Source organism: Azospirillum picis, assembly GCF_017876115.1.
Taxonomy (GTDB): Bacteria; Pseudomonadota; Alphaproteobacteria; order Azospirillales; family Azospirillaceae; genus Azospirillum; species Azospirillum picis.
In genome coordinates this window covers 21,967-46,599 of the sequence record NZ_JAGINO010000006.1, presented here as the reverse complement: position 1 = coordinate 46,599, position 24,633 = coordinate 21,967, and the positions used below count along the sequence as shown (strand labels likewise).

The 24,633-nt window shown below is 68.9% G+C and carries 22 protein-coding genes; 13 read left to right on the top strand and 9 right to left on the bottom strand.

The window, feature by feature from the left end:
- Positions 1–13 precede the first annotated feature (13 nt).
- Both J2850_RS10560 and J2850_RS10555 read right to left on the bottom strand, forming a co-directional pair.
- Positions 14–1,519 (bottom strand): methyl-accepting chemotaxis protein, encoded by a 1,506-nt coding sequence (locus J2850_RS10560; protein ID WP_209981363.1) that lies wholly within the window; start codon positions 1,517–1,519, stop codon positions 14–16.
- A 218-nt stretch (positions 1,520–1,737) separates the two neighbouring features.
- Complete coding sequence (locus tag J2850_RS10555; RefSeq protein ID WP_246512975.1) at positions 1,738–2,190, bottom strand: nucleoside deaminase; 453 nt, start codon at positions 2,188–2,190, stop codon at positions 1,738–1,740.
- Positions 2,191–2,295: 105 nt separating this feature from the next.
- Between J2850_RS10555 and J2850_RS32320 the strand changes: the two genes are divergently transcribed.
- From J2850_RS32320 to oxlT, 3 genes are all read left to right on the top strand, one after another.
- Positions 2,296–3,609 (top strand): pseudouridine synthase, encoded by a 1,314-nt coding sequence (locus J2850_RS32320; RefSeq protein WP_209981360.1) that lies wholly within the window; start codon positions 2,296–2,298, stop codon positions 3,607–3,609.
- Positions 3,590–4,150, top strand: a complete 561-nt coding sequence (gene rsmD, locus J2850_RS10545) for a 16S rRNA (guanine(966)-N(2))-methyltransferase RsmD (RefSeq protein WP_307354389.1) — start codon at positions 3,590–3,592, stop codon at positions 4,148–4,150. The genes J2850_RS32320 and rsmD overlap by 20 nt, the downstream gene beginning before the upstream one ends.
- Positions 4,151–4,866: 716 nt before the next feature.
- Positions 4,867–6,210: an oxalate/formate MFS antiporter gene (gene oxlT, locus J2850_RS10540; protein WP_209981761.1), complete on the top strand. Its 1,344-nt coding sequence runs from the start codon at positions 4,867–4,869 to the stop codon at positions 6,208–6,210.
- 138 nt (positions 6,211–6,348) lie between these two features.
- Here the strand turns inward: oxlT and J2850_RS10535 are convergent, their stop codons facing one another.
- The gene (locus tag J2850_RS10535) at positions 6,349–6,558 is read right to left on the bottom strand and encodes a hypothetical protein (protein ID WP_209981357.1); all 210 of its coding nucleotides are present in this window, start codon (positions 6,556–6,558) and stop codon (positions 6,349–6,351) included.
- Between the two features lie 320 nt (positions 6,559–6,878).
- Here J2850_RS10535 and J2850_RS10530 point away from each other — a divergent pair, with 320 nt between their 5' ends.
- Entirely contained in the window at positions 6,879–8,558 is a 1,680-nt protein-coding gene (locus J2850_RS10530) for an alpha-amylase family protein (RefSeq protein ID WP_209981356.1), read from the top strand.
- A 223-nt stretch (positions 8,559–8,781) separates the two neighbouring features.
- On the opposite strand, the gene J2850_RS10525 is transcribed toward J2850_RS10530, so the two are convergent.
- Positions 8,782–9,228 (bottom strand): winged helix-turn-helix transcriptional regulator, encoded by a 447-nt coding sequence (locus J2850_RS10525; RefSeq protein ID WP_209981354.1) that lies wholly within the window; start codon positions 9,226–9,228, stop codon positions 8,782–8,784.
- Positions 9,229–9,377: 149 nt separating this feature from the next.
- Between J2850_RS10525 and J2850_RS10520 the strand changes: the two genes are divergently transcribed.
- Together J2850_RS10520 and J2850_RS32070 are read left to right on the top strand one after the other, a co-directional pair.
- On the top strand, positions 9,378–9,989 hold the full coding sequence (locus J2850_RS10520; RefSeq protein WP_209981352.1) for an NAD(P)-dependent oxidoreductase: 612 nt from the start codon (positions 9,378–9,380) through the stop codon (positions 9,987–9,989).
- Between the two features lie 305 nt (positions 9,990–10,294).
- A complete protein-coding gene (locus J2850_RS32070; protein WP_281414972.1) occupies positions 10,295–10,423 on the top strand; it encodes a hypothetical protein in 129 nt (42 codons plus the stop codon).
- Between the two features lie 83 nt (positions 10,424–10,506).
- Here J2850_RS32070 and mutL read toward each other — a convergent pair whose 3' ends face one another.
- From mutL to J2850_RS10505, 3 genes are all read right to left on the bottom strand, one after another.
- Complete coding sequence (gene mutL / locus J2850_RS10515; RefSeq protein ID WP_209981351.1) at positions 10,507–12,438, bottom strand: DNA mismatch repair endonuclease MutL; 1,932 nt, start codon at positions 12,436–12,438, stop codon at positions 10,507–10,509.
- A 54-nt stretch (positions 12,439–12,492) separates the two neighbouring features.
- Positions 12,493–12,858: a hypothetical protein gene (locus tag J2850_RS10510; protein WP_209981348.1), complete on the bottom strand. Its 366-nt coding sequence runs from the start codon at positions 12,856–12,858 to the stop codon at positions 12,493–12,495.
- Between the two features lie 320 nt (positions 12,859–13,178).
- Positions 13,179–13,619 carry a YccF domain-containing protein gene (locus J2850_RS10505; RefSeq protein WP_209981347.1) on the bottom strand — a complete coding sequence of 147 codons (441 nt, stop codon included), beginning with the start codon at positions 13,617–13,619 and terminating at the stop codon, positions 13,179–13,181.
- A gap of 272 nt (positions 13,620–13,891) precedes the next feature.
- Between J2850_RS10505 and J2850_RS10500 the strand changes: the two genes are divergently transcribed.
- Both J2850_RS10500 and J2850_RS10495 read left to right on the top strand, forming a co-directional pair.
- Positions 13,892–14,440, top strand: coding sequence for a hypothetical protein (locus J2850_RS10500; protein ID WP_209981345.1), 549 nt, complete (start codon positions 13,892–13,894; stop codon positions 14,438–14,440).
- A 230-nt stretch (positions 14,441–14,670) separates the two neighbouring features.
- On the top strand, positions 14,671–15,381 hold the full coding sequence (locus J2850_RS10495) for an alpha/beta hydrolase (RefSeq protein ID WP_209981343.1): 711 nt from the start codon (positions 14,671–14,673) through the stop codon (positions 15,379–15,381).
- A 242-nt stretch (positions 15,382–15,623) separates the two neighbouring features.
- Here the strand turns inward: J2850_RS10495 and J2850_RS10490 are convergent, their stop codons facing one another.
- Positions 15,624–16,295: a LuxR C-terminal-related transcriptional regulator gene (locus tag J2850_RS10490; protein WP_209981341.1), complete on the bottom strand. Its 672-nt coding sequence runs from the start codon at positions 16,293–16,295 to the stop codon at positions 15,624–15,626.
- Between the two features lie 246 nt (positions 16,296–16,541).
- A complete protein-coding gene (locus J2850_RS10485) occupies positions 16,542–17,222 on the bottom strand; it encodes a LuxR C-terminal-related transcriptional regulator (protein ID WP_209981339.1) in 681 nt (226 codons plus the stop codon).
- A gap of 626 nt (positions 17,223–17,848) precedes the next feature.
- Here J2850_RS10485 and J2850_RS10480 point away from each other — a divergent pair.
- The 5 genes from J2850_RS10480 to J2850_RS10460 all read left to right on the top strand — a co-directional run bounded on the left by J2850_RS10480 (position 17,849) and on the right by J2850_RS10460 (position 24,580).
- The gene (locus J2850_RS10480) at positions 17,849–20,209 is read left to right on the top strand and encodes an ATP-dependent helicase (protein WP_209981337.1); all 2,361 of its coding nucleotides are present in this window, start codon (positions 17,849–17,851) and stop codon (positions 20,207–20,209) included.
- A gap of 132 nt (positions 20,210–20,341) precedes the next feature.
- Positions 20,342–21,232 carry a 50S ribosomal protein L11 methyltransferase gene (locus J2850_RS10475; RefSeq protein WP_209981335.1) on the top strand — a complete coding sequence of 297 codons (891 nt, stop codon included), beginning with the start codon at positions 20,342–20,344 and terminating at the stop codon, positions 21,230–21,232.
- Positions 21,233–21,297: 65 nt separating this feature from the next.
- A complete protein-coding gene (locus tag J2850_RS10470; RefSeq protein WP_209981333.1) occupies positions 21,298–21,768 on the top strand; it encodes a tellurite resistance TerB family protein in 471 nt (156 codons plus the stop codon).
- 126 nt (positions 21,769–21,894) lie between these two features.
- Complete coding sequence (locus tag J2850_RS10465; RefSeq protein ID WP_209981331.1) at positions 21,895–23,943, top strand: M24 family metallopeptidase; 2,049 nt, start codon at positions 21,895–21,897, stop codon at positions 23,941–23,943.
- A 271-nt stretch (positions 23,944–24,214) separates the two neighbouring features.
- Positions 24,215–24,580, top strand: a complete 366-nt coding sequence (locus J2850_RS10460) for a chemotaxis response regulator CheY (protein ID WP_012974572.1) — start codon at positions 24,215–24,217, stop codon at positions 24,578–24,580.
- Positions 24,581–24,633: the final 53 nt, after the last annotated feature.

The window sequence follows — 24,633 nt, the reverse complement described above, 5'->3', positions numbered from 1 at the left end:
TTTCATTCCGGCGTCAGGCGCGCAGCCGCTCCGACGCGGTGGTGATGTTCTGGGACACCACCTCGATGTCGCGGACCACGCGGGTGACGCTGTGCGCGATCTCCTTGGTGGCCGATTCCTGCTGCGACACCGCCGCCGCGATGGTGGTGGAGATCTGCTGCACGTCGGTGACGATGGTGCCGATCCGCCGGATGGCGTCGACCGCGTGCAGGGCTTCCTGCTGCACGGCCGCGATCTGGGCGGCGATGTCGTCGGCGGCGCTGCCGCTCTGCTGGGCCAGCGACTTCACCTCGTTGGCGACCACGGCGAAGCCGCGGCCGGCCTCGCCGGCGCGGGCGGCCTCGATGGTCGCGTTCAGCGCCAGCAGGTTGGTCTGCGAGGCGATGCTGTTGATCAGCTTGGTGATGGCGCCGATCCGCTCGGCCGAGGTGACCAGCGCCTCGACCGCGGCGTTGGTGCGCGTCGCCTCCTCCGACGCCTTCAGCGAGGCGCCCGACGCCTCGGTGGCGCGGTTGCTGATGTCGGAGATCGAGGCCGACAGCTCCTCGGTCGCCGCGGCGACGGTCTGGGCGTTGGTGGTGGCGCGCTCGGCGGCGGAGCCGACCTCGCTGTCCAGCGATTCGGCGAGCCCCGAAACCATGCGGCGGCGCTCGACCTCCGTCTCCGACTGGCGCAGCTCCGCCGATTTCTGCGCGTCGATGTCGATCAGCGAGCCGCAGGCGCGCAGCGCCCGGCCGCTGGCGTCGCGGGCCACGCCGCCGATGGCGCGGAACCAGCGGTATCTGCCGTCTTTCATCTTAAGGCGGTAGTCGACGTCGTAGCCGGTGCGGCCGCTGCGGTCGTTCAGGCAGGCCATGAAGGCGTCGAAGGTCGGCTTGGCGTCGTCGGGGTGCAGCCGGTCGGCCCAGGAGCTGACGCCGTTGGGGAAGCCGACGGTGTCGTCGCGGTCGAAGCCCGCGAGGCGGCGGAACTCCGGCGACCAGTGCCAGCGGCTCTGCGCGTGCATGGGGTCGCTGTCGTGGAAGACCGCGTCCCACAGCCCGACGCCGGCATGGCGGTCGAGCAGCTTCGCCCGCTCCAGCTCGTTGCGCTCGGCGTCGATGTCGATCAGCGAGCCGCAGGCGCGCAGCGCCCGGCCGCTGGCGTCGCGGGAGACGCCGCCGATGGCGCGGAACCAGCGGTAGCTGCCGTCCTTCACCTTGAGGCGGTAATTGACGTCGTAGCCGGTGCGGCCGCTGCGGTCGTTCAGGCAGGCCATGAAGGCGTCGAAGGTCGGCTTGGCGTCGTCGGGATGCAAACGTCCGGCCCATGAATCGACATGGTCCGGGAAGCCCACGGTGTCGTCGCGGTCGAAGCCGACGAGGCGGCGGAACTCCGGCGACCAGTGCCAGCGGCTTTGCGCGTGCATGGGGTCTCCGTCGTGGATCGCCGCGTCCCACAGCCCGACGCCGGCATGGCGGCCAAGCAACGCCAGTTCCTCGGCAGCGCGGTTGTCCTGTGGTTTGCGGAACGACAGCATCCTCAACTCCTGATGTATAGAGATACCGGGGAGGCATGGTTGCGCGGTCCGATTAAAGAAACACTTAATGACATCGAGTTTGATCAATCTTTTTACCGGCAATTCGTTGGATATGACTTAGGGTGTAGGGATTATTCATGCCGGGTTGCATTTCTAAACTATGTCGGACTGCGAAACCCAATTTCCGCGAGCGAGAAACTAAATTCCAATATTGCCGGTCAGCGCCGGTCCCGGAAGAAGTCGCGCAGCAATGCTCCCGCCCGCGTCTCGCCGATGCCGCTGTAGACCTCGGGGGCGTGGTGGCAGGTCGGCTGCGTGAAGAAGCGCGGCCCATGATCGACGGCGCCCCCCTTCGGGTCATAGGCACCGTAATAGACGCGGCGCAGCCGTGCGAAGCTGATCGCCGCGGCGCACAGGGCACAGGGCTCCAGCGTCACGTAGAGGTCGCAGCCTGGAAGGCGGGGCTGCCCGCGGGCGGCGCAGGCTTCCCGGATCGCCAGCAGCTCGGCATGGGCCGAGGGGTCGCACAGTTCCTCGGTGCGGTTGCCGGCGGCGGCCAGCACGCGTCCGGCGACCGGGTCCACCAGGACGGCGCCGACCGGCACCTCGCCGCGTGCGGCGGCGGCCTCGGCGGCGGCGAAGGCAAGGTCCATATAGGGCGGGGGCGGCATGGGCGGGCAGGGTGCCAACCGCCCGTCGGCGGCGTCAACCGGATTCCGGCGCCCTCCCACGGGTCTCGTGTTGCGGGCGGCGCGCCCAGGCCCTATGGTCCGGCCATGGACCGCTCCGATACCGCCAAGAAATCCGACTCCGCCGCAGATGGCGGTGAACGCATCGCCAAGCGCCTGGCACGTGCCGGCCTCTGCTCGCGCCGCGACGCAGAGCGCTGGATCGCCGAGGGCCGCGTCTCGGTCAACAGCCGCGTCCTGGACAGCCCGGCCTGCGTGGTGCATCCCGGCGACATCGTCCAGGTCGACGGCAAGGTCGTTCCGGAACCGGAGCCGTCGCGCCTGTGGCGCTATCACAAACCGTCCGGGCTGGTCACCACCGCGCGCGACGAGAAGGGACGCGAGACCGTCTTCGACCGCCTGCCGGAGGATCTGCCGCGGGTGGTCTCCATCGGCCGCCTCGACCTGACGACGGAAGGCCTGCTGCTGCTGACCAACGATGGCGAACTGGCGCGCTTCCTGGAGCTGCCCGCCACCGGCTGGACCCGCCGCTATCGCGTGCGCGTGTTCGGCGAGGTCGACGAGGCGCAGCTTGCCGGCCTCGCCAAGGGGCCGACCATCGAAGGCGTGAAGTACGGCCCGATCGAGGCCGTGCTCGACCGCGTCCAGGGCCGCAACGCCTGGCTGACCGTCAGCCTGAAGGAAGGCAAGAACCGCGAGATCCGCAAGGTCATGGAGGCGCTCGGCCTCCAGGTGAACCGGCTGATCCGCGTCGCCTATGGTCCCTTCCAGCTCGGCAAGCTGGAGGAGGGGGCGGTCGAGGAGGTGCCCAAGCGCGTCGTCCGCGAGCAGATCGCCCCATTCTTCACCGCGCAGGAGCCGGCGGAGCCGGCGGAATCGGCGACCAAGCAGCGTGCCAAGGCACGGGCCGATTCGGAAAAGGCATCCTCGGCCAGGGCCGGGGCGGCCGGAGCCCCCGCGAAGGCTCCCATGAAGGCCGCGGCCAAGCCGGAGACCAAGCGCCCGCCGCGCACCGCGGCCAAGCGGCACGAGGCGGAAGCCGCCCGCAAGGGCGAGGATGCCGCGCCTGCCCGCCGCAGCACCCTGTCGCTGTCCGCCAAGGCGGGCGGCAAGCCGGCCGCCGCCAAACCTGCCACAAAGTCGGCGAGGAAGCCCGGAGAGGCTGGTCCCAAGCCGCAGGGGAAGCCTGCGGGAAAGCCGGTTGGCAAGCCGTCCGGGACGATGTCCGCCAAGCCGGGACCGAAGCCGGGACCTAAGTCCATCGACGGCGCCGGTCCGCGTGGCGGCAGGGGCGGCAAGCCCGACGGTTCCAAGGCCGGCCCGGCCGCTACCGGCGGCGCGAAGCCGGGAGCCAAGGCCGGTGGCCGGACGGAGCGCCCGCGTGCGGATCGTCGGCGGTAAGCACCGCGGCCGCAGCCTGGCCGCGCCTGCCGGCCGCGACACCCGGCCCACCACCGACCGTACGCGGCAGGCCATCTTCAACATCCTCGCCCACGCCGACTGGGCGCCCGACCTCGACGGCGCGGCGGTCGTCGACGCTTTCTGCGGCACCGGCGCGCTGGGGCTGGAGGCGATGTCGCGCGGGGCCGCCTGGTGCGGCTTCCTCGACATCGGCCGGCCGGCGCTGGACGCCGTGCGCGCCAACCTTGCCGCGCTCGCCGAAGCCGGCAATGCATTGGTGCTGCGCGCGGATGCTACCCGCCCGCCGCCGGCACCGCGGGCCTGCACGCTCGCCTTCCTCGATCCCCCCTATGGCCAGGGGCTGGCGCCGCGCGCGCTGGACGGGCTGCTGAAGGCCGGTTGGCTCGCCGACGAGGCGCTCGCGGTGGTCGAGGTGGCCGACCGTGATCCGCTTCCGTTGCCCGACGGCATTGTGCAGGTCGACGAACGTCGCTACGGCGATACCCGCGTCGCCTTCCTGACGGTCCGCCGGACCGCCTGATCCCCGGCACCGCCGACGACCGCTCCCGCCATCGCCTCCGCTCCCACCACCGCAGTAGGCCCGGCCGCCGCTATACCCCTCGCGCGGTCGAGTTCCATTTTTTCCCGAACCCGGTGCCTGCGGGCCGGTGGTCCGAACTTGGCGCACCAAGGGGTGCGGCATCGTTTTTCCATCATGCGGAAAGACGAAACGGACTGTTGAGTTCCAAAACAATCCGAGTAAATGATCAAGGGTCGCCGATGCGGTTCCTATATGGAAACGGCGGCATCTTACTATCTCCTTTGACTGCACACCCTCGTTTGAGGGGGCCGTGCAGGTACCGGCACGGCTTTTTTTCAAGAACGTGGATCGAAACGGAGCATAGGGCCACCCATGGGATGGTGGACCCGACACCGAAGAGGGCATGTTCGGCAGGTTTTATTTGATCAAAGGAGAAATCGCGGAGCCCGACCATCTTTTGGAGGGGATTTTTGTTCCCGGCTTTGGTATACCAGATTAGATATCTGGCATTCCTAAATCGGGACAATCGAACTCCGAGCGATTGTCGGCATCCGCGCCGAGTTCCGGAATGGACCCGTCGCCAAGAGCGGGCCGTCCGGCCAGTCCGCAATCGTGATTGGTGTGCCCGCACACCCCCGCAAGACATCTCCGGCAACCGGGGAGCGGGACGAGGGCCACCGGCTCAGGCAAGCTCAATGGGAGGCACGATGGCTCATATGAACTCTCAACCGGCGGCGCAGGCGGCGCCGGTGTCCGATGCGGTCCGCTGGACCCAGATCGTCGTCGGCATCGTCTGCATGGTGGCGGCGGCCAACATCCAGTACGCCTGGACGCTGTTCGTTCCGGAAATCCAGGCGACGCACGGCTGGACGCGCGCGTCGATCCAGACCGCCTTCACCATCTTCGTCGTCGTGCAGACCTGGCTGACGCCGATCGAGGGCTACTTCATCGACAAGTACGGCCCCCGCGTGATCGTCGCCGCCGGCGGCTTCTTCACCGGCCTCTCCTGGATCATCGACAGCTATGCCGGCTCGCTCAGCATGCTGTATGTCGGCTCGGCCATCGGCGGCGTCGGCGTCGGCTGCGTCTATGCCACCTGCGTCAACAACGCCCTGAAGTGGTTCCCGGAAAAGCGCGGACTGGCGGTCGGCCTGACGGCGGGCGGCTACGGCGCCGGCTCGGCCCTCACCATCCTGCCGATCTCGGCGATGATCCACAGCAGCGGCTACCAGACGACCTTCTTCTGGTTCGGCCTGCTGCAGGGCGCGATCATCATCGCCGCCGCGCTGTTCCTGCGCATGCCGCAGAAGGAACAGGTCAAGGCGTCGACCAAGGTCGCGCAGACCCGCCGCGACTACACGCTGGGCGAGGCGATCCGCACCCCGGTGTTCTGGGTGATGTGGGCGATGTTCATCGGCACCGTCACCGGCGGCCTGATGGCGGTGGCCCAGCTCGGCGTCATCGCCCACGACCTCGGCGTGAAGGAGGCCCCGGTCAGCGTCTTCGGCCTGACCATGGCGGCGCTGCCCTTCGCCCTGATGCTCGACCGCGTGATGAACGGCATCTCGCGCCCGCTGTTCGGCTTCATCTCGGACCATATCGGCCGTGAGGCGACCATGTTCGTCGCCTTCACGCTGGAAGGGCTGGGCATCATCATGCTCAGCAAGTTCGGCCACGACCCGATGATGTTCCTGATCCTCAGCGGCATGGTCTTCCTGGCCTGGGGCGAAGTGTACAGCCTGTTCAGCGCCACCTCGGCCGACACCTTCGGCACCAAGCATGCCGGCAAGATCTACGGCGTCCTCTACTGCGCCAAGGGTGTCGCGGCACTTCTGGTGCCGATGGGCAACCTGCTGATGGAAGCCACCGGCACCTGGGCAACCGTGCTGTACGTCACCGCCACCATGGACCTGACGGCTGCGGCCTGTGCGCTCCTGGTCCTGAAGCCGATGCTGGCCCGCCACCACGCCCGCAACGAGGAAATGGCCCGTCGTGCCGAACAGGGGGAAACGACGCGGACGGTTCCGGTCGGGGCGGCTGCCGGCACGGCCAACGGGTAAGGGTCGACGGGCGACGGCCGCCGGGCGGGTGCCACCCGCAACATGGGCAACAGCCGGCCGCCGACAGCCCGATCGGGGGCTTGACCTGACAGTGTGAGACGGAGGCGGACCGGGGCGGAAGCGCTCCGGTCCGTCTCCTCATTCGATCCAGAACGGACGGTCGGCGGCCTTGTCGGACTTGGGCGTCTGCTGGAGCCGCTCGGAGGAGAACAGGACGCCCGGTTCCTCGTCGGTCTCTTCCTTCTCCGGCCGGATGAGGGTGAAGCCGCCGCGACCGCTGGCCATGTAGACGGCATGCCCGATCATCCCGGTCAGCGCGAGGAACAGAAGGGCCTGGGTCTCGATCATGGCGGGGCATCCTTGTCGGAAGGGAAGGGGCCAGGGAAGGGGCATCTGCATCATCAACACGGCGTGACGGCAATCGGCGTCAGCCGCGGCCTGGGGGAACCGTACGGTCCAGCCAAGGCCATGCTGTGCTGCAACATAAGCATTCTGGCATGCCACCGCAAAAAGTTTTGCATGCCAGATACCGGATGTCAGACCTGCAACTTTGCTGCAGTGCTCCCTACCCAAACGATCAGTCCCGCCCTGCAACGAACGGGGCGCGCCGCTGTTTCCGCCCTGTTGCCCCGGCACCCCGCCGGGGGCCGGCGGACGGAGCGGTGCGCATGATCCAGGACCTCTGGTACAAGAATGCGGTCATCTACAACCTGTCGCTCGCCAGCTTCATGGATGCCAACGGCGACGGTATCGGCGATTTCCAGGGACTGCTGCGACGGCTGGACTACCTGCACGGTCTGGGGGTGACCTGCCTGTGGCTTGGGCCGTTCCAGACATCGCCGATGAAGGACGACGGCTACGACGTCGCCGACTACTACAACGTCGATCCGCGCTACGGCACGCTGGGCGACTTCGTGGAGTTCACCCATGCCTGCGAGCAGCGCGGCATCCGCGTCATCATTGATCTGGTGATCAACCACACCTCCGACCAGCATCCCTGGTTCCAGGAGGCCCGCCGCGATCCCGGCAGCAAGTACCGCGACTGGTATGTCTGGTCCGACAGGAAGCCGGAGAATGCCGACAAGGGCATGGTCTTTCCCGGCGTGCAGAAATCGACCTGGACCTACGACCGCGAGGCGCGCGCCTGGTATTTCCACCGCTTCTACAAATTCCAGCCCGACCTGAACACCGCCAACCCGGCGGTGCAGGCGGAATTGCTGAAGATCATGGGCTTCTGGATCCAGCTTGGCGTCGCCGGGTTCCGCATGGACGCGGTGCCCTTCATCATCGCCGAGAAGGGGCCGGACGTGACCAAGCCGAAGGAGCAGTTCGGCATGCTCCGCAGTTTCCGTGAGTTCGTGCAGTGGCGCCGCGGCGATGCGGTGCTGCTGGCGGAAGCCAACATCCTGCCGGAAGATGACCTCGAATATTTCGGCAGCGACGGCGACCGCTGCCATATGATGTTCAATTTCCAGGTCAACCAGCACCTGTTCTATGCGCTGGCGACCGCCGATACCGAACCGCTGGCCAAGGCACTGGAGATCACCAAGCCGCGCCCCGCCACCGCGCAGTGGGGCACCTTCCTGCGCAACCATGACGAACTCGACCTCGGCCGTTTGACCGAGGAGCAGCGTCAGGCGGTGTTCGCCGCTTTCGGCCCCGACAAGTCGATGCAGCTCTACGACCGCGGCATCCGGCGGCGGCTGGCGCCGATGCTGCACGACGACCGCCGACGGATCGAACTGGCCTACAGCCTGATGTTCACGCTGCCGGGAACCCCGGTCATCCGCTACGGCGACGAGATCGGCATGGGCGACGACCTGTCGCTGCCGGAACGCAACTGCGCCCGGACGCCGATGCAATGGTCGGACGAGCCGCACGGCGGCTTCACCAAGTCCGACGAACCTGAGATGCCGGTCATCTCCGGCGGCGTCTTCGGCTATGAGCGGGTGAACGCCGCCATCCAGCGCCGCGATCCCGAATCGCTGCTGAACTGGACGGAGCGCATCATCCGCATGCGCAAGGAATGCCCGGAGATCGGCTGGGGCGACTTTCGCATCCTCGACACCGGCCGGCGCGAGGTGCTGGCGCTGCGCTACGACTGGCGTAACAACGGGGTCGTCGTGCTGCACAACCTGTCGGAAAAGCCCTGCGAGTTCGTGCTGGACGTCGACGGGCATGGCGAAGGCTGCCGGCTGGTCAACCTGCTGTCGGAGGACCACAGCGAGCCGGACGGGGAAGGCCGCCACCGCCTGGTGATGGAAGCTTACGGCTACCGCTGGTTCCGCGTCGGCGGGCTGGACTACCTGCTGCGCCGGACCGAGGAGGAGCGGCAGCCCGGCAAGTGATCCCTCATCTCCAACGGTATCCGGTCCTCGCGCAGGTGCCGATGCTGCCCCCTCCCCATCCCTCCCCCGCTTTGCGGGAGAGGGGACTGCCGCCGCTCTTTGTAAACTTCCGGCAAAGCTCCCACCCCCTCTCCCGCGAAGCGGGGGAGGGATGGGGAGGGGGCACCGTCACCGATCATCCTGCGGGAGCCGCGGGATGCCTCTCCGCAAGCGCCGCCGACGGTCAGGCCGCGTCGGCGGTCCGTTCATCCGCCATGCGGTCGTCCCCCGCCCGGTCATAGGCGGCGCGGGCCTCCAGCATCCGGGTGATATGGGTTTCGGCCCAGACGCGCAGGGGCACCAGCGTCTGGGCCAGCGTCGCGCCCAGCGGCGTGATGGAATATTCGACGGTGACCGGCACGGTGGCGAAAGCCCTGCGGCTGACCAGCCCGTCGCGCTCCAGGCTCTTCAGCGTCTGTGACAGCATCTTCTGCGAGATGCCCTCGATCTCGCGGCGCAACTGGTTGAAGCGCATCGGGCCGCCTTCCAGCAGGCCCAGGACCAGCACCGTCCATTTGTCGGCGATCCGGTCGAGCGCCTGCCGGGTCGGGCAGGCGGAGACATAGGCGTTCGGATCCTGAACCGCCTCCGACAGCGTCTTTCCTCCCAGCCCCAACAGCGTTCCGTCCATCCGCGATCACTCCGTCGGCGCGTGCCACCGGCCAATCCGCTTGCGTGGGTTACGCGCGGGTGACCATGTCACGAAAAGGTGCCCTCTTTACACCAGATTTCCGAAAAAGCATCAAGTCACCATTAGAAACCTATTCTGGAGACAGCACCATGAACGTTGCGATCATCGGCGCAGCCGGACGTGCCGGCAGCCGCATCCAGGCCGAACTGCTTCGCCGGGGCCATGGCGTCACCGCCATCGTCCGTGATCCCGCCAAGGTCGCCGCCACCCCCGGCCTGACCGTCAAGGCCGGCGACGCCAACAAAGGCGAGACGCTTGTCCCCCTGCTGGCCGGCCATGACGCGGTGGTCAGCGCCGTCATGTTCCTGATGAGCGATGCCGAGACGCTGATCGGTGCTGTGAAGCGCGCCGGCGTGCCGCGCTACCTTGTGGTCGGCGGGGCCGGCAGCCTGGAGGTGGCCCCCGGCGTCCGTCTGATCGACACCCCGCAATTCCCCGAGCTCTACAAGGCCGAGGCGACCAGGGGCGCCGAGTTCCTCGACCGCCTGAAGGCCGAGCCGGACCTGAACTGGACCTTCCTTTCGCCCTCCGCCGAATTCGTGCTGGGCGAGCGGACCGGCACGTTCCGCCTCGGCGGCGATGCGCTGCTGGCCGACGAGAGCGGCCGGAGCTGGATTTCCTACGAGGATTTCGCGGTGGCGCTGGCCGACGAGATCGAAGTGCCCAAGCATGAGCGCAAGCGCTTCACGGTCGGGTACTGACCGGGCCGGCAGGGCGCGGCGGACAGCCCACCGCCGCGCCCTCCACCTGCAAGCCCGCAGGCGAGGGAGAGGTTTCCCATTCCATGGTTCCACAACCGCCGGCTTTTCCCCAGACGGGACTGGAATGGACCGCGGCACCTCCCATGTCTTCGGCAAGGGCAAATCCGGCCCGGCAAGACATGGGAAGGAACGGCATGGCTTTGATCCCCTGCACCGCATGCGGCCATACGATTTCCACTGAAGCTTTGTCCTGCCCATCCTGCGGGCATCCCGGCGCGAACGCGTCGCGAGGCGGGCGCGAGGGGGTGGCACGCATCGCCGGGACTGTCGCCGGCTCCTACATCTCGGCGCAGATGCTGGCCAGCATCATCGTCGGCTCCGTGGCGATCGTCAGCTTTGCCGCCATCATGATCGCGGTGATCCTGGCAGGCTGAATGCCGCGCCGCCTCCCTCTCGGCTGGCTGTCCGCCGGCGAACGGACGTGGCAATCGGCGATCGACCCGACGGTGGTCGCGTGCTACCGCCGCCCGAACAACCGCTCGATGTCCGCCAGCTTCAGCTCCACATAGGTCGGTCGGCCGTGGTTGCATTGCCCGCTGTGCGGCGTCGCCTCCATCTGGCGCAGCAGGGCGTTCATCTCGTCGACGCTCAGGCTGCGGCCGGCGCGGACGGAGCCGTGGCAGGCCATGGTGGCGCAGACCTCTTCCAGCCGCTCCTTCAGCGACAGGGTGTCGCCCAGTTCGGACAGCTCTTCCGCCAGATCGCGGATCAGGTTCTTGACGTCGGACTGGCCGAGCAGGGCGGGCACCTCGCGCACCATGATGCAGCCATGGCCGAACCCCTCGATCACCAGGCCAAGCTCGGCGAGTTCGGCGCCGCGGGCCAGCAGGCGGTTGGCGGATGGTTCGTCCAGCTCCACCAGTTCGGGGATCAGCAGGGCCTGGCGCTTGACGCCGCCGTCCAGCAGGGCCGTCTTCATCCGTTCATAGACCAGCCGCTCATGGGCGGCATGCTGGTCGACGATGACGATGCCCTCGCGGGTCTGCGCCACGATGTAGGTGGTGTGGACCTGCGCCCGTGCCGCGCCAAGCGGGTGGCTGTCGGGCGGCGGTTCGGGCTTGTGCGTGGACGGCGCCGGCTGCCGGTATTCCGGCGGCCGGGCGGCCGGGGCGAACCCGTTGCCGAAGCCGCTGAGCCGCCCTTGCAGCGGCGGCGGCCCGCCCTGTACCGGCGCCTGGAAGGCGGCCGACCGCTCGGCGAGCCCGCGCGGCACGGCGGCCGGCGTGTAGGAGCCGCCCCACCCACCGCCTGCACCACCGCCCGCATTGCCTCCGGAGCGGCCATGGGGCAGGGGGGAGGGGGTGAAGCCGCCGCCGGCGTCCGCTTCGCCGGCCGGTTCCGGCCGCAGGGCGCCCAGCGTCGCGAGGCCGACGGTGGTGGAGGCGCGGTGTCCGGCCTCGGCCAGCGCGTGCTTCAGCGAGCCGACGATCAGACCGCGCACCAGCCCCTGGTCGCGGAAGCGCACCTCGGCCTTGGCCGGATGGACGTTCACATCGACCTCCTGCGGGTCGATCTCCAGGAACAGGGCCAGCATCGGATGGCGGTCGCGCGGCAGGAAATCGGCGTAGGCGGCCCGCACGGCGCCGACCATCAGCTTGTCGCGGACCGGGCGGCCGTTGACGAACAGATGCTGGTGCTTGGCGGTCGGGCGGTGCAGGGTGGGCAGGCCGATCCAGCCGGCCAGCCCGACCTCCTCGCGCTCGGATCGGACGGGAACCGCGTTCTCCTGGAAATCGCGGCCCATCAGTGCGCCGAGCCGGGTCAGCCGGGCGTCGAGCAGGTCGCCCTGCGCCGCGCTCAGCCGCAGCCCGCCGCGGCCGCCGTCGGTCAGGGTGAAGGCGACGCCCGGATGGGCCATCGCCAGCCGTTCCAGGCAGTCGGCGATGTGGTCGTATTCGGTCCGCGCGGCCTTGAGGAACTTCAACCGGGCCGGCACGGCGGCGAACAGGTCGCGCACCTCGATCCGCGTGCCCTGGGCCAGGGCCGCCGGCTGCGGCGTGCCCTTGGCCCCGGCATCGACGGTCAGGCTCCAGGCGCTGTCGGCGCCGCGGGCACGGCTGGTGATGGTCAGACAGCTTACGGCGCCGATCGACGGCAGCGCCTCGCCGCGGAAACCCAGGGAGCGGATGTCGAGCAGGTCGTCGCCCGGCAGCTTGGAGGTGGCATGGCGTTCCACCGCCAGCACCAGCTCGTCGGGAGTCATGCCGCAGCCGTCGTCGGTGACGGTGATCAGCGACTTGCCGCCGTCGCGCGCCACCACGTCGATGCGCGTGGCGCCGGCGTCGATGGCGTTCTCCACCAGCTCCTTCACGGCGGCGGCGGGGCGTTCGACCACTTCGCCGGCGGCGATGCGGTTCACCAGGGTCTCGGGCAGAAGGCGGATCGGCATGCCCATAGATATAGTGGGTTGCCGCGCCATGCACCACCAGCTTCGACGGGAAGCTTACAGGCCCTTCCAGGCCTTCAGGTAATCGACCAGCTTGCGCTCGTAGAAGGGCTGGGGCGACTGGTACCGGGCGACCAGACCCGACTCGCCGGTCAGCTTCACGACCAGGCCGCGGCAGCCGATGTCGACCGGGTCGCCGCCGAGGTCGAACACCAGGCGGAAGTCGAACTGCTGCTTGGCGATCAGGTCACCGTCATAGGGACGGAGCCGGAACGAGCCGATGACGAACTCCTCCGGCTGGTACTCGTGATGGTCGATCACGATCCGGGGCGGCGAGGACGGGCGGTCACGCCGGGCCGTGACGGAGGCGGCTGCACCGCCGGAGGTCTTGTTGCTTCCGGAAAATTTCGACAGCCACGACATGAAGAGTTGAATCCCCTTGTTCCGGAAGCCTGAAGCCGTCCCCACCCATGTCCGATAGTTTCCCTGCACTCCGTTTAGCAAGGGTTAATGACCCGGATAAGGGACGTCACCGGGTAATTCCTGCGATGGATCAGGCTTTAAAGCCTCGCCACGCTGAGATGCGGCTTTGCGGCATCTCTCTACCGCGCCGCAGCGATCCCGGGCCGCCCGACAATTGACGGTCCCGGGGCAAGTCTGCGGGCGATCGGCGCGGGGATTTGCAGGCCCGTGCGCCGGTCCTTTTCCAGCCGCGGCCGGCCGCATGCGCCACCGGTTCCCGGTCAGGCCCGGCCCACCATGCGGCGGCGGTCGGCGTCCTCGGCCGGGACGATCTCGGTGCCGACCGGCCACAGCGCGAGCAGCGCCAGCTTCAGGTGCGCCCAGGCGAAGGGCAGGCCGATGATGGTGATCGCCAGCGCGACGGCGGCGGCGAGATGGCCGAGCGCCAGCCACCAGCCGGCCAGCACGAACCAGATCACGTTGCCGATGAACCCGACGGCGCCGGTGCCCAGATCTTCGCGCCCGCGGAACTCATCGCGGCGTACCGCGGTTTGCCCAAAGGGGAGCAGCGTATAATGGGCGATGGTCAGAGCGGACCGGGCCCACGGCAGGCCGATGATCGACAAGGCCATCAGGACCGCGGCCAGAAGCCAGCCGAGCGCCATCCAGATGCCGCCCGTGACCAACCACAGAGCATTGAGGAGAAAGCTGACCAAAGGCATGAAACGACCCTCCCTTTCGCCGCAGATGTGGGGACGCCTCCACCCGCCGCCTAGAGGGCCGGCGCCCGAAAGCGGGATCCCGCAATTCCACAGCGGCGGCGCGAAAGAGCGGGCCGGCCGGACCACACCCCGCCTTGAACCGGTTCCGTGCGCTGCACAGATCCTGGAATGGGCATCATGACGACGCGTCCGGAGGGGGTTCCCGCCGTTGGCCGCCAGACGGCCAGCTCGCGCGGGTCGCCCGCCTCCGGAATACACGGATCGGAGGCCGCATGAATGAGGCACTGAACACCGAAGCCGGCGCCGACGCGCCGAACATGCCACGGGAAGGTGAATCGCTGTCGCCGGTGGTTGCGGCGATCTTGGGCACCGCGGTCGCCGCGGCGGCCAAGCGTGGCGGCAGCGGAGACGTCGCCCGCGGGCTGATCGCCGGGCTGCGCATCCTGCGCGCCACCGTCGAGGAGGAGGCCGGCTACACCATGGCCGCCGCCGTCGACAACGCGATCCGCACCCGTCTCCTCGCCGACAACCTGTCGCAGTTGCGGGTGACCGGACAGAAGCCGGAGGCCGTGCCGCTGCCGGTCCCGGGGCCGGGAGCCACCGCCGCCGCCGCCATCTTCGAAAGCGCGGCCGAGTCCTGCCTGACCGTCAACGCGCATGCCGAGGACAACGGACCGCTGGAGCATGCGGTGTTCGCCTTCACGGCGCAGCTCCTCCAGCAGCTCGGCGGCGCACCGGACTGGCGCAGCCTCGCCGGTGAACTTCGCCGCCCTCTCGTCGCGATACCCGACGGCGAGGATATGGAGGTGACGCTGCACTGACGCGGCACCGGGGTGCCGCGTTAACGGATTGCTCCGGAGGCAGGCGCCCTCCAGCCGGCTTTTCGGGCTTTTGAGCCGTTTCGGCGGCTCCTGAAACCTTTTGCGGGCGTGGCTCTATTAAGCTTTCTGCCCGATTTATCGAACGGGACGGCGTGTGCCCGGCTTCGTTAGGGTTGGCTTCGGCGATGGGGTTCATCCATCGCGGAACGCCAGCTCCGGGAAACGCGACCGTGTTTTTTCACACTCAGCCTTCCGCCGTCCGTATCGGACGGGCAGACCACGCCCGCATTCCGGCGACCGGCGCTCCCGAGATGGTGGATGCCAGAACGGATGCGAGGCCGGACACCGGGGCGATCGACCGTCTCGGCGATCGTGCCGGCGACCCCTGGGGGCAGCGGGTGATCTTCCTGCATTCCGGCAAGGGGGCGTGGTGGCGGTTGCTCGAACATGTTCCGGCCGGACAGGAGTGGATGACCCTCGCGGCCACCGCCGACGCCGCACGCCTGCCGTCGCTCCTCGTTGACCGTGGCGGGCGCCGCACCGTCCTGGTTGCCGGCGTCGCGGTGGCGGCGCTGGCGATCGCGGCAGCGCTCGACCAGCCGGGGCAGGTGGGCGGCGTGATGATCATCGACGATGTTGGGGCCGACACGCCGCTGCGCCGGCACTGGAACGCGCTCGCTGCCCGCTTCGGCCGCCAAGCCCACGACGGGCTCGGCGACCTGGAAATCGAGCTGCCGGCGGTGCACCAGCCGGTCACGCTGCTGCAGGGCACGGAGCCTGCCGACCTCTTCACCCGGCTGGAGCGGGGCCTGACCGGCTGCCGGACGCTGACCGTCGTGGCGGTGCCGGATGCGGTGGCCGTCCGGCCGCGCACCCATGCCGCCGAACTGCGCGGCGCGCTTGCCGCGCTGGTCGCAGCGGTGGAGCGGGCGAAGCGCTAGCGGAGGAAGCCGACGGCGCCTGATCGGCCCATAGAGGCCGGTATAAGCCCGTGGGCCACCCAAACGTCCTGAAGCGCCTGGGGCCGCGGCTTGCGCGGCGCGTAACGCATCCGGAGAGCCGGAAGCCGGCAGCGCCGTAAAGTGGGCGCCATAGGGAGGGGCAAGACGAATGCGGCCGCGCGGTGGCGCGCGGCCGCTTGCCGGTCAAGCCGTATTTGCGTGTCGGCCGCTGCGGCGGCGCGCTACAGGCTTTGCGCCGTCAGCGCGGCCTGGGTGCGGTTGCGCACCCCGAGATGCCGCAGGATCGCCGTGACGTGGACCTTCACGGTGCCTTCCGTCAAACCCAGTTCATGCGCGATCTGCTTGTTGGACTTGCCGTCGCGCAACCGCGCGAGCACGTCGCGCTGGCGTGGCGTCAACTGGTCGCCGTTGGCATTGGCGAAAGGGGACTGGTCGTCCGCAGCGTCGGTGCTGCCGTTGCCGCCATAGGGCGCATGCCCGTGGTCCAGCCGCTCGCCGCCGCGGATGGCCTGCTCCGGCAGGTAGATGCCGCCGGCGAGCACGAGTTGCAGGGCGCCGAGGAGAACCTTGGCGCTCGAAGATTTCGGGATGTATCCGGCGGCACCGTTCTCCAGGGCCGCAAGCAGGTCGGACCGCTTCTCCGATCCCGACACCACCACGAGCAGCGCCTTCGGCAGGTTGGCGTGAATCTCGCCCAGCGCCGAGAAACCGGTCCAGCCCGGCATGCCGAGGTCGAGCAGGATGAGGTCGAAGTGGCGCGAACCGTCGCACAGCGCCAGCACCTCGTCGTAGCTGCTGGCCTCGAAGAACGTCATCTCGGCATCGAATTGCGCCAGGAGCCGGCGCAGACCGTCTCTGAACAACAGGTGATCGTCGGCGATCAGCACGTTCATCGCTGGCATTTCCAAAGTTTGCGGCGACGGCACGCCGGAATGGGCGCCGGAACGGGGCATCCGCCCCGTCGATCACATGGGGAGGGTCACACTGACGCTGTAGTTCTCTTTTGGTCTTAGGCCGGTCCTTCTATGCGGCCGGTCCGGCCCCCGTTCCGCAGGCCGCCCGGCTCCAAGTGGAGCGGGCGGCCATCCGACAGGCGGTCGGTGGACGGGAGGCACGGCCGGAATGGAGAAGGGCGATGCTCAGACGGTGGCGGCGACGCCGGTTTCGGCGGCCTGGTCGCCGATGCCGTTGTTGAGGGCCCAGATCGCGGCCTGGGTGCGGTTGGAGGCGTTGATCTTGCGCAGCAGGCTCTTCAGGTGAACCTTCACGGTGGCTTCCGTGATGTTCAGGTGGTTGGCGATCATCTTGTTGCTGTTGCCGTTCAGCAGGCAGCGCAGGATCTGCACCTCGCGCTGCGACAGGCCCTTGCGGCGCGTCGGCAGCTCGGCGCCCATATCCTCGGTGCGGCCGCTGACCAGCAGTTCCGCCAGATGGGTCGGGAACACCTTCTCGCCCATCATGACCAGCTTCAGCGACTGCATCAGCGCCTCGCAGGCGATGTCCTTCAGCAGGTAGCCGCCGGCGCCGGCGCCCAGCGCGCCGGACAGGCGGCGGGTGCACAGGTCGTTGGTCAGGATCACCGTCTTGATCGACGGATGGTCGGCGCGGAGCGCGCGCATCGCCTCGACTTCCTCGTCGGCGCCGCTGGGCAGGTCGATCAGGATCAGGTCGGGCGTGGTGCCGGAATGCAGCGTCGACACGCCTTCGCGCAGGCTGCCGGCCTCGCCGACGACATTGAAGGGGGTCCCTTCGAACAGGCGCTTCATACCCTCACGGAAGAGCTTGTTGGCGTCGATGAGAAAAACGTTGATGGCATCCATGGTCTCAGCCCGCCTTTTTTCCATTCCGGTGACAAGGGCGCCTTTCGGCGCTTCCGGGGCATCCCTCCACCGACCGCTGCCGCGTCCGGCGTGTTTCCCCGACAGGGTGCGGGGTGCCTCGTTGTGATCCATAGATACCCCCGATTTGCGCGGCGCAAAATTTCGCTTAGGTAAATTTTGCGTCGAGCGATGGGCATATGCCCTAAGCCCGGATAAGACAAGAAGCGGAAGAACTCCCAATTCCGGCGAAGGGGTGGAGTAACGGACCGTGATAGAAAAGGGGAAAAAGTTAATGGTCGATCGCCAGTTTTGTCGGGAGACTAAACATGAGTGACAATGGACTTACTCTTATGTCGGTCTGAAGATCCCAGCATTAGGTCCTATCCGAATGGATGGCGCTTCGGCATCTGAGCCGCACCTTTCCGCATATCTGATACGGCGTAAGTGTGGTGAAATGATAGGGCTTTGGCCCCGGCCACCGGTCTCTACGGGTTCGTGTGCGGGCGGAGCGTGCTATATACGGTCGGACTTCAAGACTGCATTCCCATGCCGGGAGCGATTTCCCGTGCCGGCATCGGCGACCGTGCAGGATCATCCTCTTTGGTGAACGCCAGGCCAGACCGCCCATGTCCGATGCATATGATGACGATCCGTTGAGCCATGCCGCTCCTCCCGCCGCGCCGGCCCCGGTCCAGCGCTTCGCCTATCTGGACGGGCTGAACCCGACCCAACGGGCCGCGGTCGAGGCGCTGGACGGGCCGGTCCTGGTACTGGCGGGGGCCGGTACCGGCAAGACGCGGGTGCTGACCACCAGGCTCGCGCATCTGCTGATGACCCGCCGCGCCGCCGCCTTCCAGATCCTGGCCGTCACCTTCACCAACAAGGCCGCCCGCGAGATGCGCGAGCGCGTGGCCCATCTCGTCGGCATCGAGCCGGAAGGCTGGTGGCTCGGCACCTTCCATGCCCTGGCCGCCCGCATCCTGCGCCGCCACGCCGAGCTGGTCGGGCTGAAATCCAACTTCACGATCCTCGACACCGACGACCAGGTCCGGCTGATCAAGCAACTGCTGCAGGCGGAGAACATCGATTCCAAGAAATGGCCGCCGCGGCAGGTGCTGGGCGCCATCGAGCGCTGGAAGGACAGGGGGCTGACGCCCGACCGTCTCGCCGACAGCGACGGCGGCGACGTGGCCGGCGGCCGGGTGGTGGCGATCTACCGCGCCTACCAGGAGCGGCTGCGCACGCTCAACGCCTGCGACTTCGGCGACCTGCTGCTGCACAACCTGGCGATCTTCCAGGGCCACCCGGACGTGCTGGCGGAGTACCACCGCAAGTTCAGGTACGTCCTGGTCGACGAATACCAGGACACCAACGTCGCGCAGTATCTCTGGCTGCGCATCCTGTCGCAGGCGCACAAGAACATCTGCTGCGTCGGTGACGAGGACCAGTCGATCTATGCCTGGCGCGGTGCCGAGATCGGCAACATCCTGCGCTTCGAGACGGATTTCCCCGGCGCCACCATCATCAAGCTCGAGCAGAACTACCGCTCGACCGGCCACATCCTGGCCGCGGCCTCCGGGCTGATCGCCAACAACCAGGGGCGGCTCGGCAAGACCCTGTGGACCGAGGCCGACGGCGGCGAGCGGGTGAAGGTCAAGGCGGTGTGGGACGGCGAGGAGGAGGCGCGCTGGGTCGGCGAGGAGATCGAGGCGCTGCAGCGCAAGGGCACGACGCTGTCGAATGTCGCCGTGCTGGTCCGCGCCGGCTTCCAGACCCGCGAGTTCGAGGAACGCTTCATCACGCTGGGGCTGCCCTACAAGGTGCTGGGCGGTCCCCGCTTCTACGAGCGCCAGGAGATCCGCGATGCGCTGGCCTATTTCCGCGTGGTGAATTCCGGGGACGACGACCTCGCCTTCGAGCGCATCGTCAACCTGCCCAAGCGCGGCATCGGTCCGGCCGCCATGCAGTGCCTCTATACGGCGGCGCGGGCGCAGGGTGTCTCGCTGACCGAGGCCGGCTGGGCGCTGACCGGGACGGACGAGCTGAAGCCGAAGCTGCGGTCGACCCTGCGCGGGCTGCTGCAGGACATCTTCCGCTGGCGCACCCTGATGGCGACGGTGCCGCACACCGAACTCGCCCGCACCATCCTGGACGAGTCGGGCTACACCCGCATGTGGCAGGAGGACAAGACGCCGGAGGCCCCCGGCCGGCTGGAGAACCTGAAGGAGCTCGTCACCGCCATGGCGGAGTTCGAGAACCTGCCGGGTTTCCTGGAGCATGTGGCGCTGGTGATGGAGAACGCCGAGGCCGCCGGCATCGAGCAGGTGACGGTGATGACCCTGCACGGCGCCAAGGGGCTGGAGTTCGACCATGTCTTCCTGCCGGGCTGGGAGGAGGGCGTCTTCCCCAACCAGCGCGCGCTGGACGAAACCGGCATCGCCGGCCTGGAGGAGGAACGGCGGCTGGCCTATGTCGGCCTCACCCGCGCGCGCCGCCGGGCCTATGTCAGCCATGCCGCCAACCGCCGGCTCTACGGCAACTGGGTCAGCGCCCTGCCGTCGCGCTTCGTGGACGAATTGCCGCAGGACGACATCGAGGCGGAGGCCGCCAACGGCCTGTTCGCCGGCAGCGGCGCGCGGAGCGGCGCCGGTGGCGCGGCCGGGTACGGCGTCGGTGGATATGGTGGCGGCAGCGGGTTTGGCGGCGCCGGCTCCGGAGGCGGTGCGGGCGGCGGCTTCCAGTTCCGCGGCGCCGGCCGGCAGGCACCGGCGCCCAAGACCATCACCCTGGACCAGGGAGCCTATGCGGTGGCGCCGCGGCCGCGGCCCGACGCGCCGTTCGCCAAGGGTGCGCGGGTGTTCCACCAGAAGTTCGGCTACGGCACGGTCACCGCCGTGGCCGAGGACAAGCTGGAGATCGACTTCGACCATTCGGGCAGCAAGAAGGTGATGGACAGCTTCGTCGTGCCGGCCGACAAGGCCGGCTGAATCCAAGCCGTCCCGGCCGGGGCTTCCGGGGGTGCCGGCGAGCTGCGCCGGCATCCTCAGTCCTTGGTCTCTTTCCGGCTTAATGCTAAAACGCCGCCTCTGTTGTCGCCCCGTCGCCGGAAAGCTCCCGTCATGTCGCAAACTCCGCTCTGGCGCATCGCGCTGGTCGTTCCCGAAGCCCATGCGCCGGCCTTCGCCGAGGCGGTGGGGGACCATGCCGATGCGGTCTCCACCTTCGAGCTGGAGGAGGGCGGCGAGTGGCTGGTCGAGGCGACCCTGTACGGCGCACCGGACGAGACGCGCCTCCAGTCGCGCGTCGCCGTGCTGGCCAAGGCGCTCGGCATCGACGAGCCCCGGCTGGCGGTCGAGAACCTGCCGCCCATCGACTGGGTGTCGCACAGCTACCAGGGCTTCCCGCCGATCCGCGCCGGGCGGTTCTTCGTCCACGGCTCGCACCACGAGGGCACCATCCCGGCCGGCAGCATCTCGCTGCTGGTCGACGCCGCGACCGCCTTCGGCACGGGGGAGCACGGGTCGACCAACGGCTGCCTGCAGGCGCTCGACCGCCTGTCGCGCCACCTGAAGCTGCCGCGCCGCGGCCGGGGCGGGGCGCTCGACATGGGCTGCGGCTCCGGCATCCTGGCGCTGGCGGTGGCCAAGCGCTGGCGCGTGCCGGTGACCGCCGTCGACATCGATCCCGAGGCGGTGCGCGTGACCCGCGTCAACGCCGCGCTGAACGGCCTGACCGGCCGCATCCGCTCGCAGGGCGGCGACGGCTACAACACCCGCATCGTCTCGCGGCACAAGCCCTACACGCTGGTCACCGCCAACATCCTGGCCCGCCCGCTGTCGCGCATGGCGCCGCAACTGCGCCGCCACCTGAAGAAGGGCGGCTATGCCGTGCTGGCCGGGCTGCTGAACCGGCAGGAGCGCCACGTCATCCAGGCGCACCGCAACCAGGGGCTGCGGCTGGTCGCCCGCATTCCGGTCGGGGAATGGACCACTCTTGTGGTGAGGCGTTGAAACCTTAGGCGGGGGTTGCGACTTCCCTAGGGGACGGAACACCAAACCTTTCCAGGGGAGTCCCCATGCTGAACCGCATCCGGTCCTTGTTCGCGGGCGACGACGACGCCGAGCCGGGCGAGGACGCCCTGCAGGCCGCCGCCGCCGCACTGATGGTCGAGGCCGCGCGCACCGACAACAGCATCTCCGAGGCGGAGCGCGAGCGCATACTCGCCGTCGCCCGCCGCCACTTCAACCTGAGCGAGGACGAGGCGCAGGACCTGTTGTCCGCCGCCGTGTTCGACACGGAGGGCGCCTCGCCCTACCACCGCTACGTCAGCGTCATCCTGGACCGCTGCCCTCCCGAGCGGCGCATCTGGATCATCGAGATGCTGTGGGAGGTCGCCTATGCCGACGGCGTCCTGAACGACCTGGAGGCCAGCCTGCTGCGGCGGATCGGCGGCCTGCTCCATGTTTCGGACGTGGAGAGGGGCGAGGCGCGCAAGCGCGTGCTGCAGCGCCTGGGGCTGCCCGACGACGCCGGCCTTCCCGTCTGAGCCTGGCGGCCCGGGCCGGAGGCCGTTCGCGCGCAAGCGGCATAGACCCCCTTGCCGCCGCTTGCGCCGGGCGGGCCGGGTGCCTAGCCTGTGATCCACAGGCTCCACCCTTCGAGGACCCGCTCCGTGCCCAGTGATTCCCCGTCCGGCATCTACCGCGGCGACGATGCCCTTGCCACCCTGTTGACCGAGGCCGGGACCGGCCGCTCTCCCGCCGAGATCCGCGCGCTGGTCGCCGGCGTGCTGGCGGCGCCCGAGGGCGAGGATCCCGCGGCCTGGCTGGAACTGGTGGGGGAGGGGCTGCCGACCGGTCTCGCCGGGCAACTCCAGGCGCTGAAGGCGGCCATGGCGGCGGAAGCCCCGCCGCCCGCGACCGGGCCGGCCGAGCGTCTCGCCGACCTGCGGGCCGCGCTGAAGCGCCGCGACCTCGACGGCTTCATCGTTCCGCGCGGCGACGAGCACCAGGGGGAGTATGTCCCGCCCCGTGCACAGCGGCTGGCCTGGCTCACCGGCTTCACCGGCTCGGCCGGCAATGCCGTTGTCACCGCCGCCCGCGCCGCCATCTTCGTCGATGGCCGCTACACCCTCCAGGTCCAGGGCGAGGTGCCGGCCGACCTCTACGAGTACAAGCACCTGGTCGAGGACCCTCTGACCGACTGGATCGTCGCCGCGCTGCCCGACGGCGGCCGTTTCGGCTTCGATCCCTGGCTGCACACCATCGGCTGGGTGGAAAAGACCCGCGCCACGCTGGAGCGGTCCGGCATCCTGCTGGTGCCCTGCGAGGACAATCCGCTCGATTCGGTGTGGCGCGGCCAGCCGCCGGCGCCGCTCGCCCCCGTCGTCCCGCAGGACGAGGCGTTCGCCGGTGACGGTTCCGCCGACAAGCGCGGGCGCCTGGCGGAGGATCTCGGGCGCAAGGGCATCGCCGCCGCGGTGCTGACCCAGCCCGACAGCATCGCTTGGCTGCTGAACATCCGCGGGGCCGACGTGCCCTGCACGCCGCTGCCGCTGTCCTTCGCCATCCTGTCGGCCGATGCGTCGGTCGACCTCTTCCTCGACGGGCGCAAGCTGGCGCCCCGGACCCGCGCCCACCTGGGCAACCAGGTGCGCGTCCGCGGCGTGGAGGAGTTCGGCCCGGCGCTGGATGCGCTGGCCCGCGGCTCCGCCCGCGTGCTGGCCGACCCTTCCTGCACGTCGGCGTGGATCGTCGACCGGCTGCAGCTCGCCGGCGCCCGGGTCGAGCGCGACGGCGATCCCTGCGCCCTGCCGAAAGCCTGCAAGAACGAGGCGGAACTGGCTGGCACCCGCGCCGCCCATGTGCGCGACGGCGCCGCCCTCGTCCGCTTCCTGCACTGGTTCTCGCAGGAGGCGCCGAAGGGCGGCCTGACCGAGCTGGCGGTGGTGGAGAAGCTGCTGGCCTGCCGCCGGGAAAGCGACCGCTTCCGCGGCGTCAGCTTCGAAACCATCGCCGGTGCCGGGCCGAACGGCGCGATCGTCCATTACCGCGTCACCCCTGAAACCGACCGCCGCCTCGAGCCGGGCAGCCTCTTCCTGCTGGACAGCGGCGCCCAATATCTGGACGGCACCACCGACGTCACCCGCACGCTGGCCGTGGGCGAGCCGGACCCGGCACTGGCGGCGGAGATGCGGGACCGCTTCACCCGCGTGCTCAAGGGGCACATCGCCCTCTCCACTGCCCGTTTCCCGCGCGGCACCACCGGGTCGCAGCTCGACGTGCTGGCGCGGCTGCCGCTGTGGCAGGCCGGGCTCGACTACGACCACGGCACCGGCCACGGGGTCGGCAGCTTCCTGTCGGTGCACGAAGGGCCGCAGCGCATCTCCAAGGTCGGCAACACCGTGGCCCTGCAGCCGGGCATGATCCTGTCCGACGAACCCGGCTACTACAAGACCGGCGCCTACGGCATCCGCATCGAGAACCTGATCGTCGTGCGGCCGCTGGACGCCGGGGAGGCGGCCGCGGCCGAGCGGCCGATGCTCGGGTTCGAGCCGCTGACCCTGGTGCCGATCGACCGCACCCTGATCGAGCGCCCGTTGCTGACCGCCGAGGAGGCTGCCTGGCTCGATGCCTATCACGCCCATGTCCGCGATTCGCTCGCCCCGCTGGTCGACGGCGAAGTCGGGCGCTGGCTTGCCGCGGCCACCGCGCCGCTCTGACGGGATGGCGCGGCGCCGGCCGGCGGGCATCCGCCGCCACGGCGCATCGGCCCTGTAGCGGATGCGCCGCAGGTGCGGAATCGGTGCCGCACCGCCGTGCGTGGTAACACGTTCTTTACCAGGCTGCGTCACTGTGCCCGGGGGGATGACTTTTGGCGACGATTAGGGCACTAAGGTCGGCATAACTTCCCGGTATATGGCGCAGCCCCCGCGCCAGGTGGGCGTAACGGCCGGAGAGACACCGGCAACGGATTATTGCGGAGACGTCTAGATGAAGATCCTCGTCGTCGATGATTACGCCACCATGCGGCGCATCGTGCGGAACCTGTTGACCCAGATCGGCTATACCGACATCGACGAGGCCGGCGACGGCGTGTCGGCGCTGGCGAAGCTGCGCGAAAGCAAGTTCGGGCTCATCATCTCCGACTGGAACATGGAGCCGATGACCGGTCTGCAGTTGCTGAAGGAAATCCGCGCCGACGCCAAGCTGGCGGCGACCCCCTTCATCATGGTCACCGCGGAAAGCAAGACCGAGAACGTGATCGCCGCCAAGCAGGCCGGCGTGAACAACTATATCGTCAAGCCCTTCAATGCCGACACGCTGAAGCAGAAGATCCAGGCCGTCATCGGCGGCTGACCGCCGGCGATGGCTTGAGACTGCTTGACCGGTCCGGGCAGCCGGGCGGCCGA

Coding starts and splice junctions, on each gene's coding strand:
- oxlT (WP_209981761.1), top strand. CDS start 4,867: ATGAACTCTCAACCGGCGGCGCAGGCGGCGCCGGTGTCCGATGCGGTC.
- J2850_RS10470 (WP_209981333.1), top strand. CDS start 21,298: ATGCTGAACCGCATCCGGTCCTTGTTCGCGGGCGACGACGACGCCGAG.
- mutL (WP_209981351.1), bottom strand. CDS start 12,438: ATGCCGATCCGCCTTCTGCCCGAGACCCTGGTGAACCGCATCGCCGCC.
- J2850_RS10535 (WP_209981357.1), bottom strand. CDS start 6,558: ATGATCGAGACCCAGGCCCTTCTGTTCCTCGCGCTGACCGGGATGATC.
- J2850_RS10500 (WP_209981345.1), top strand. CDS start 13,892: ATGAATGAGGCACTGAACACCGAAGCCGGCGCCGACGCGCCGAACATG.
- J2850_RS32320 (WP_209981360.1), top strand. CDS start 2,296: ATGGACCGCTCCGATACCGCCAAGAAATCCGACTCCGCCGCAGATGGC.
- J2850_RS10510 (WP_209981348.1), bottom strand. CDS start 12,858: ATGTCGTGGCTGTCGAAATTTTCCGGAAGCAACAAGACCTCCGGCGGT.
- J2850_RS10530 (WP_209981356.1), top strand. CDS start 6,879: ATGATCCAGGACCTCTGGTACAAGAATGCGGTCATCTACAACCTGTCG.
- J2850_RS10485 (WP_209981339.1), bottom strand. CDS start 17,222: ATGGATGCCATCAACGTTTTTCTCATCGACGCCAACAAGCTCTTCCGT.
- J2850_RS10475 (WP_209981335.1), top strand. CDS start 20,342: ATGTCGCAAACTCCGCTCTGGCGCATCGCGCTGGTCGTTCCCGAAGCC.
- J2850_RS10560 (WP_209981363.1), bottom strand. CDS start 1,519: ATGCTGTCGTTCCGCAAACCACAGGACAACCGCGCTGCCGAGGAACTG.
- J2850_RS10520 (WP_209981352.1), top strand. CDS start 9,378: ATGAACGTTGCGATCATCGGCGCAGCCGGACGTGCCGGCAGCCGCATC.
- J2850_RS10525 (WP_209981354.1), bottom strand. CDS start 9,228: ATGGACGGAACGCTGTTGGGGCTGGGAGGAAAGACGCTGTCGGAGGCG.
- J2850_RS10480 (WP_209981337.1), top strand. CDS start 17,849: ATGTCCGATGCATATGATGACGATCCGTTGAGCCATGCCGCTCCTCCC.
- J2850_RS10505 (WP_209981347.1), bottom strand. CDS start 13,619: ATGCCTTTGGTCAGCTTTCTCCTCAATGCTCTGTGGTTGGTCACGGGC.
- J2850_RS10555 (WP_246512975.1), bottom strand. CDS start 2,190: ATGCCGCCCCCGCCCTATATGGACCTTGCCTTCGCCGCCGCCGAGGCC.
- J2850_RS10490 (WP_209981341.1), bottom strand. CDS start 16,295: ATGAACGTGCTGATCGCCGACGATCACCTGTTGTTCAGAGACGGTCTG.
- J2850_RS10460 (WP_012974572.1), top strand. CDS start 24,215: ATGAAGATCCTCGTCGTCGATGATTACGCCACCATGCGGCGCATCGTG.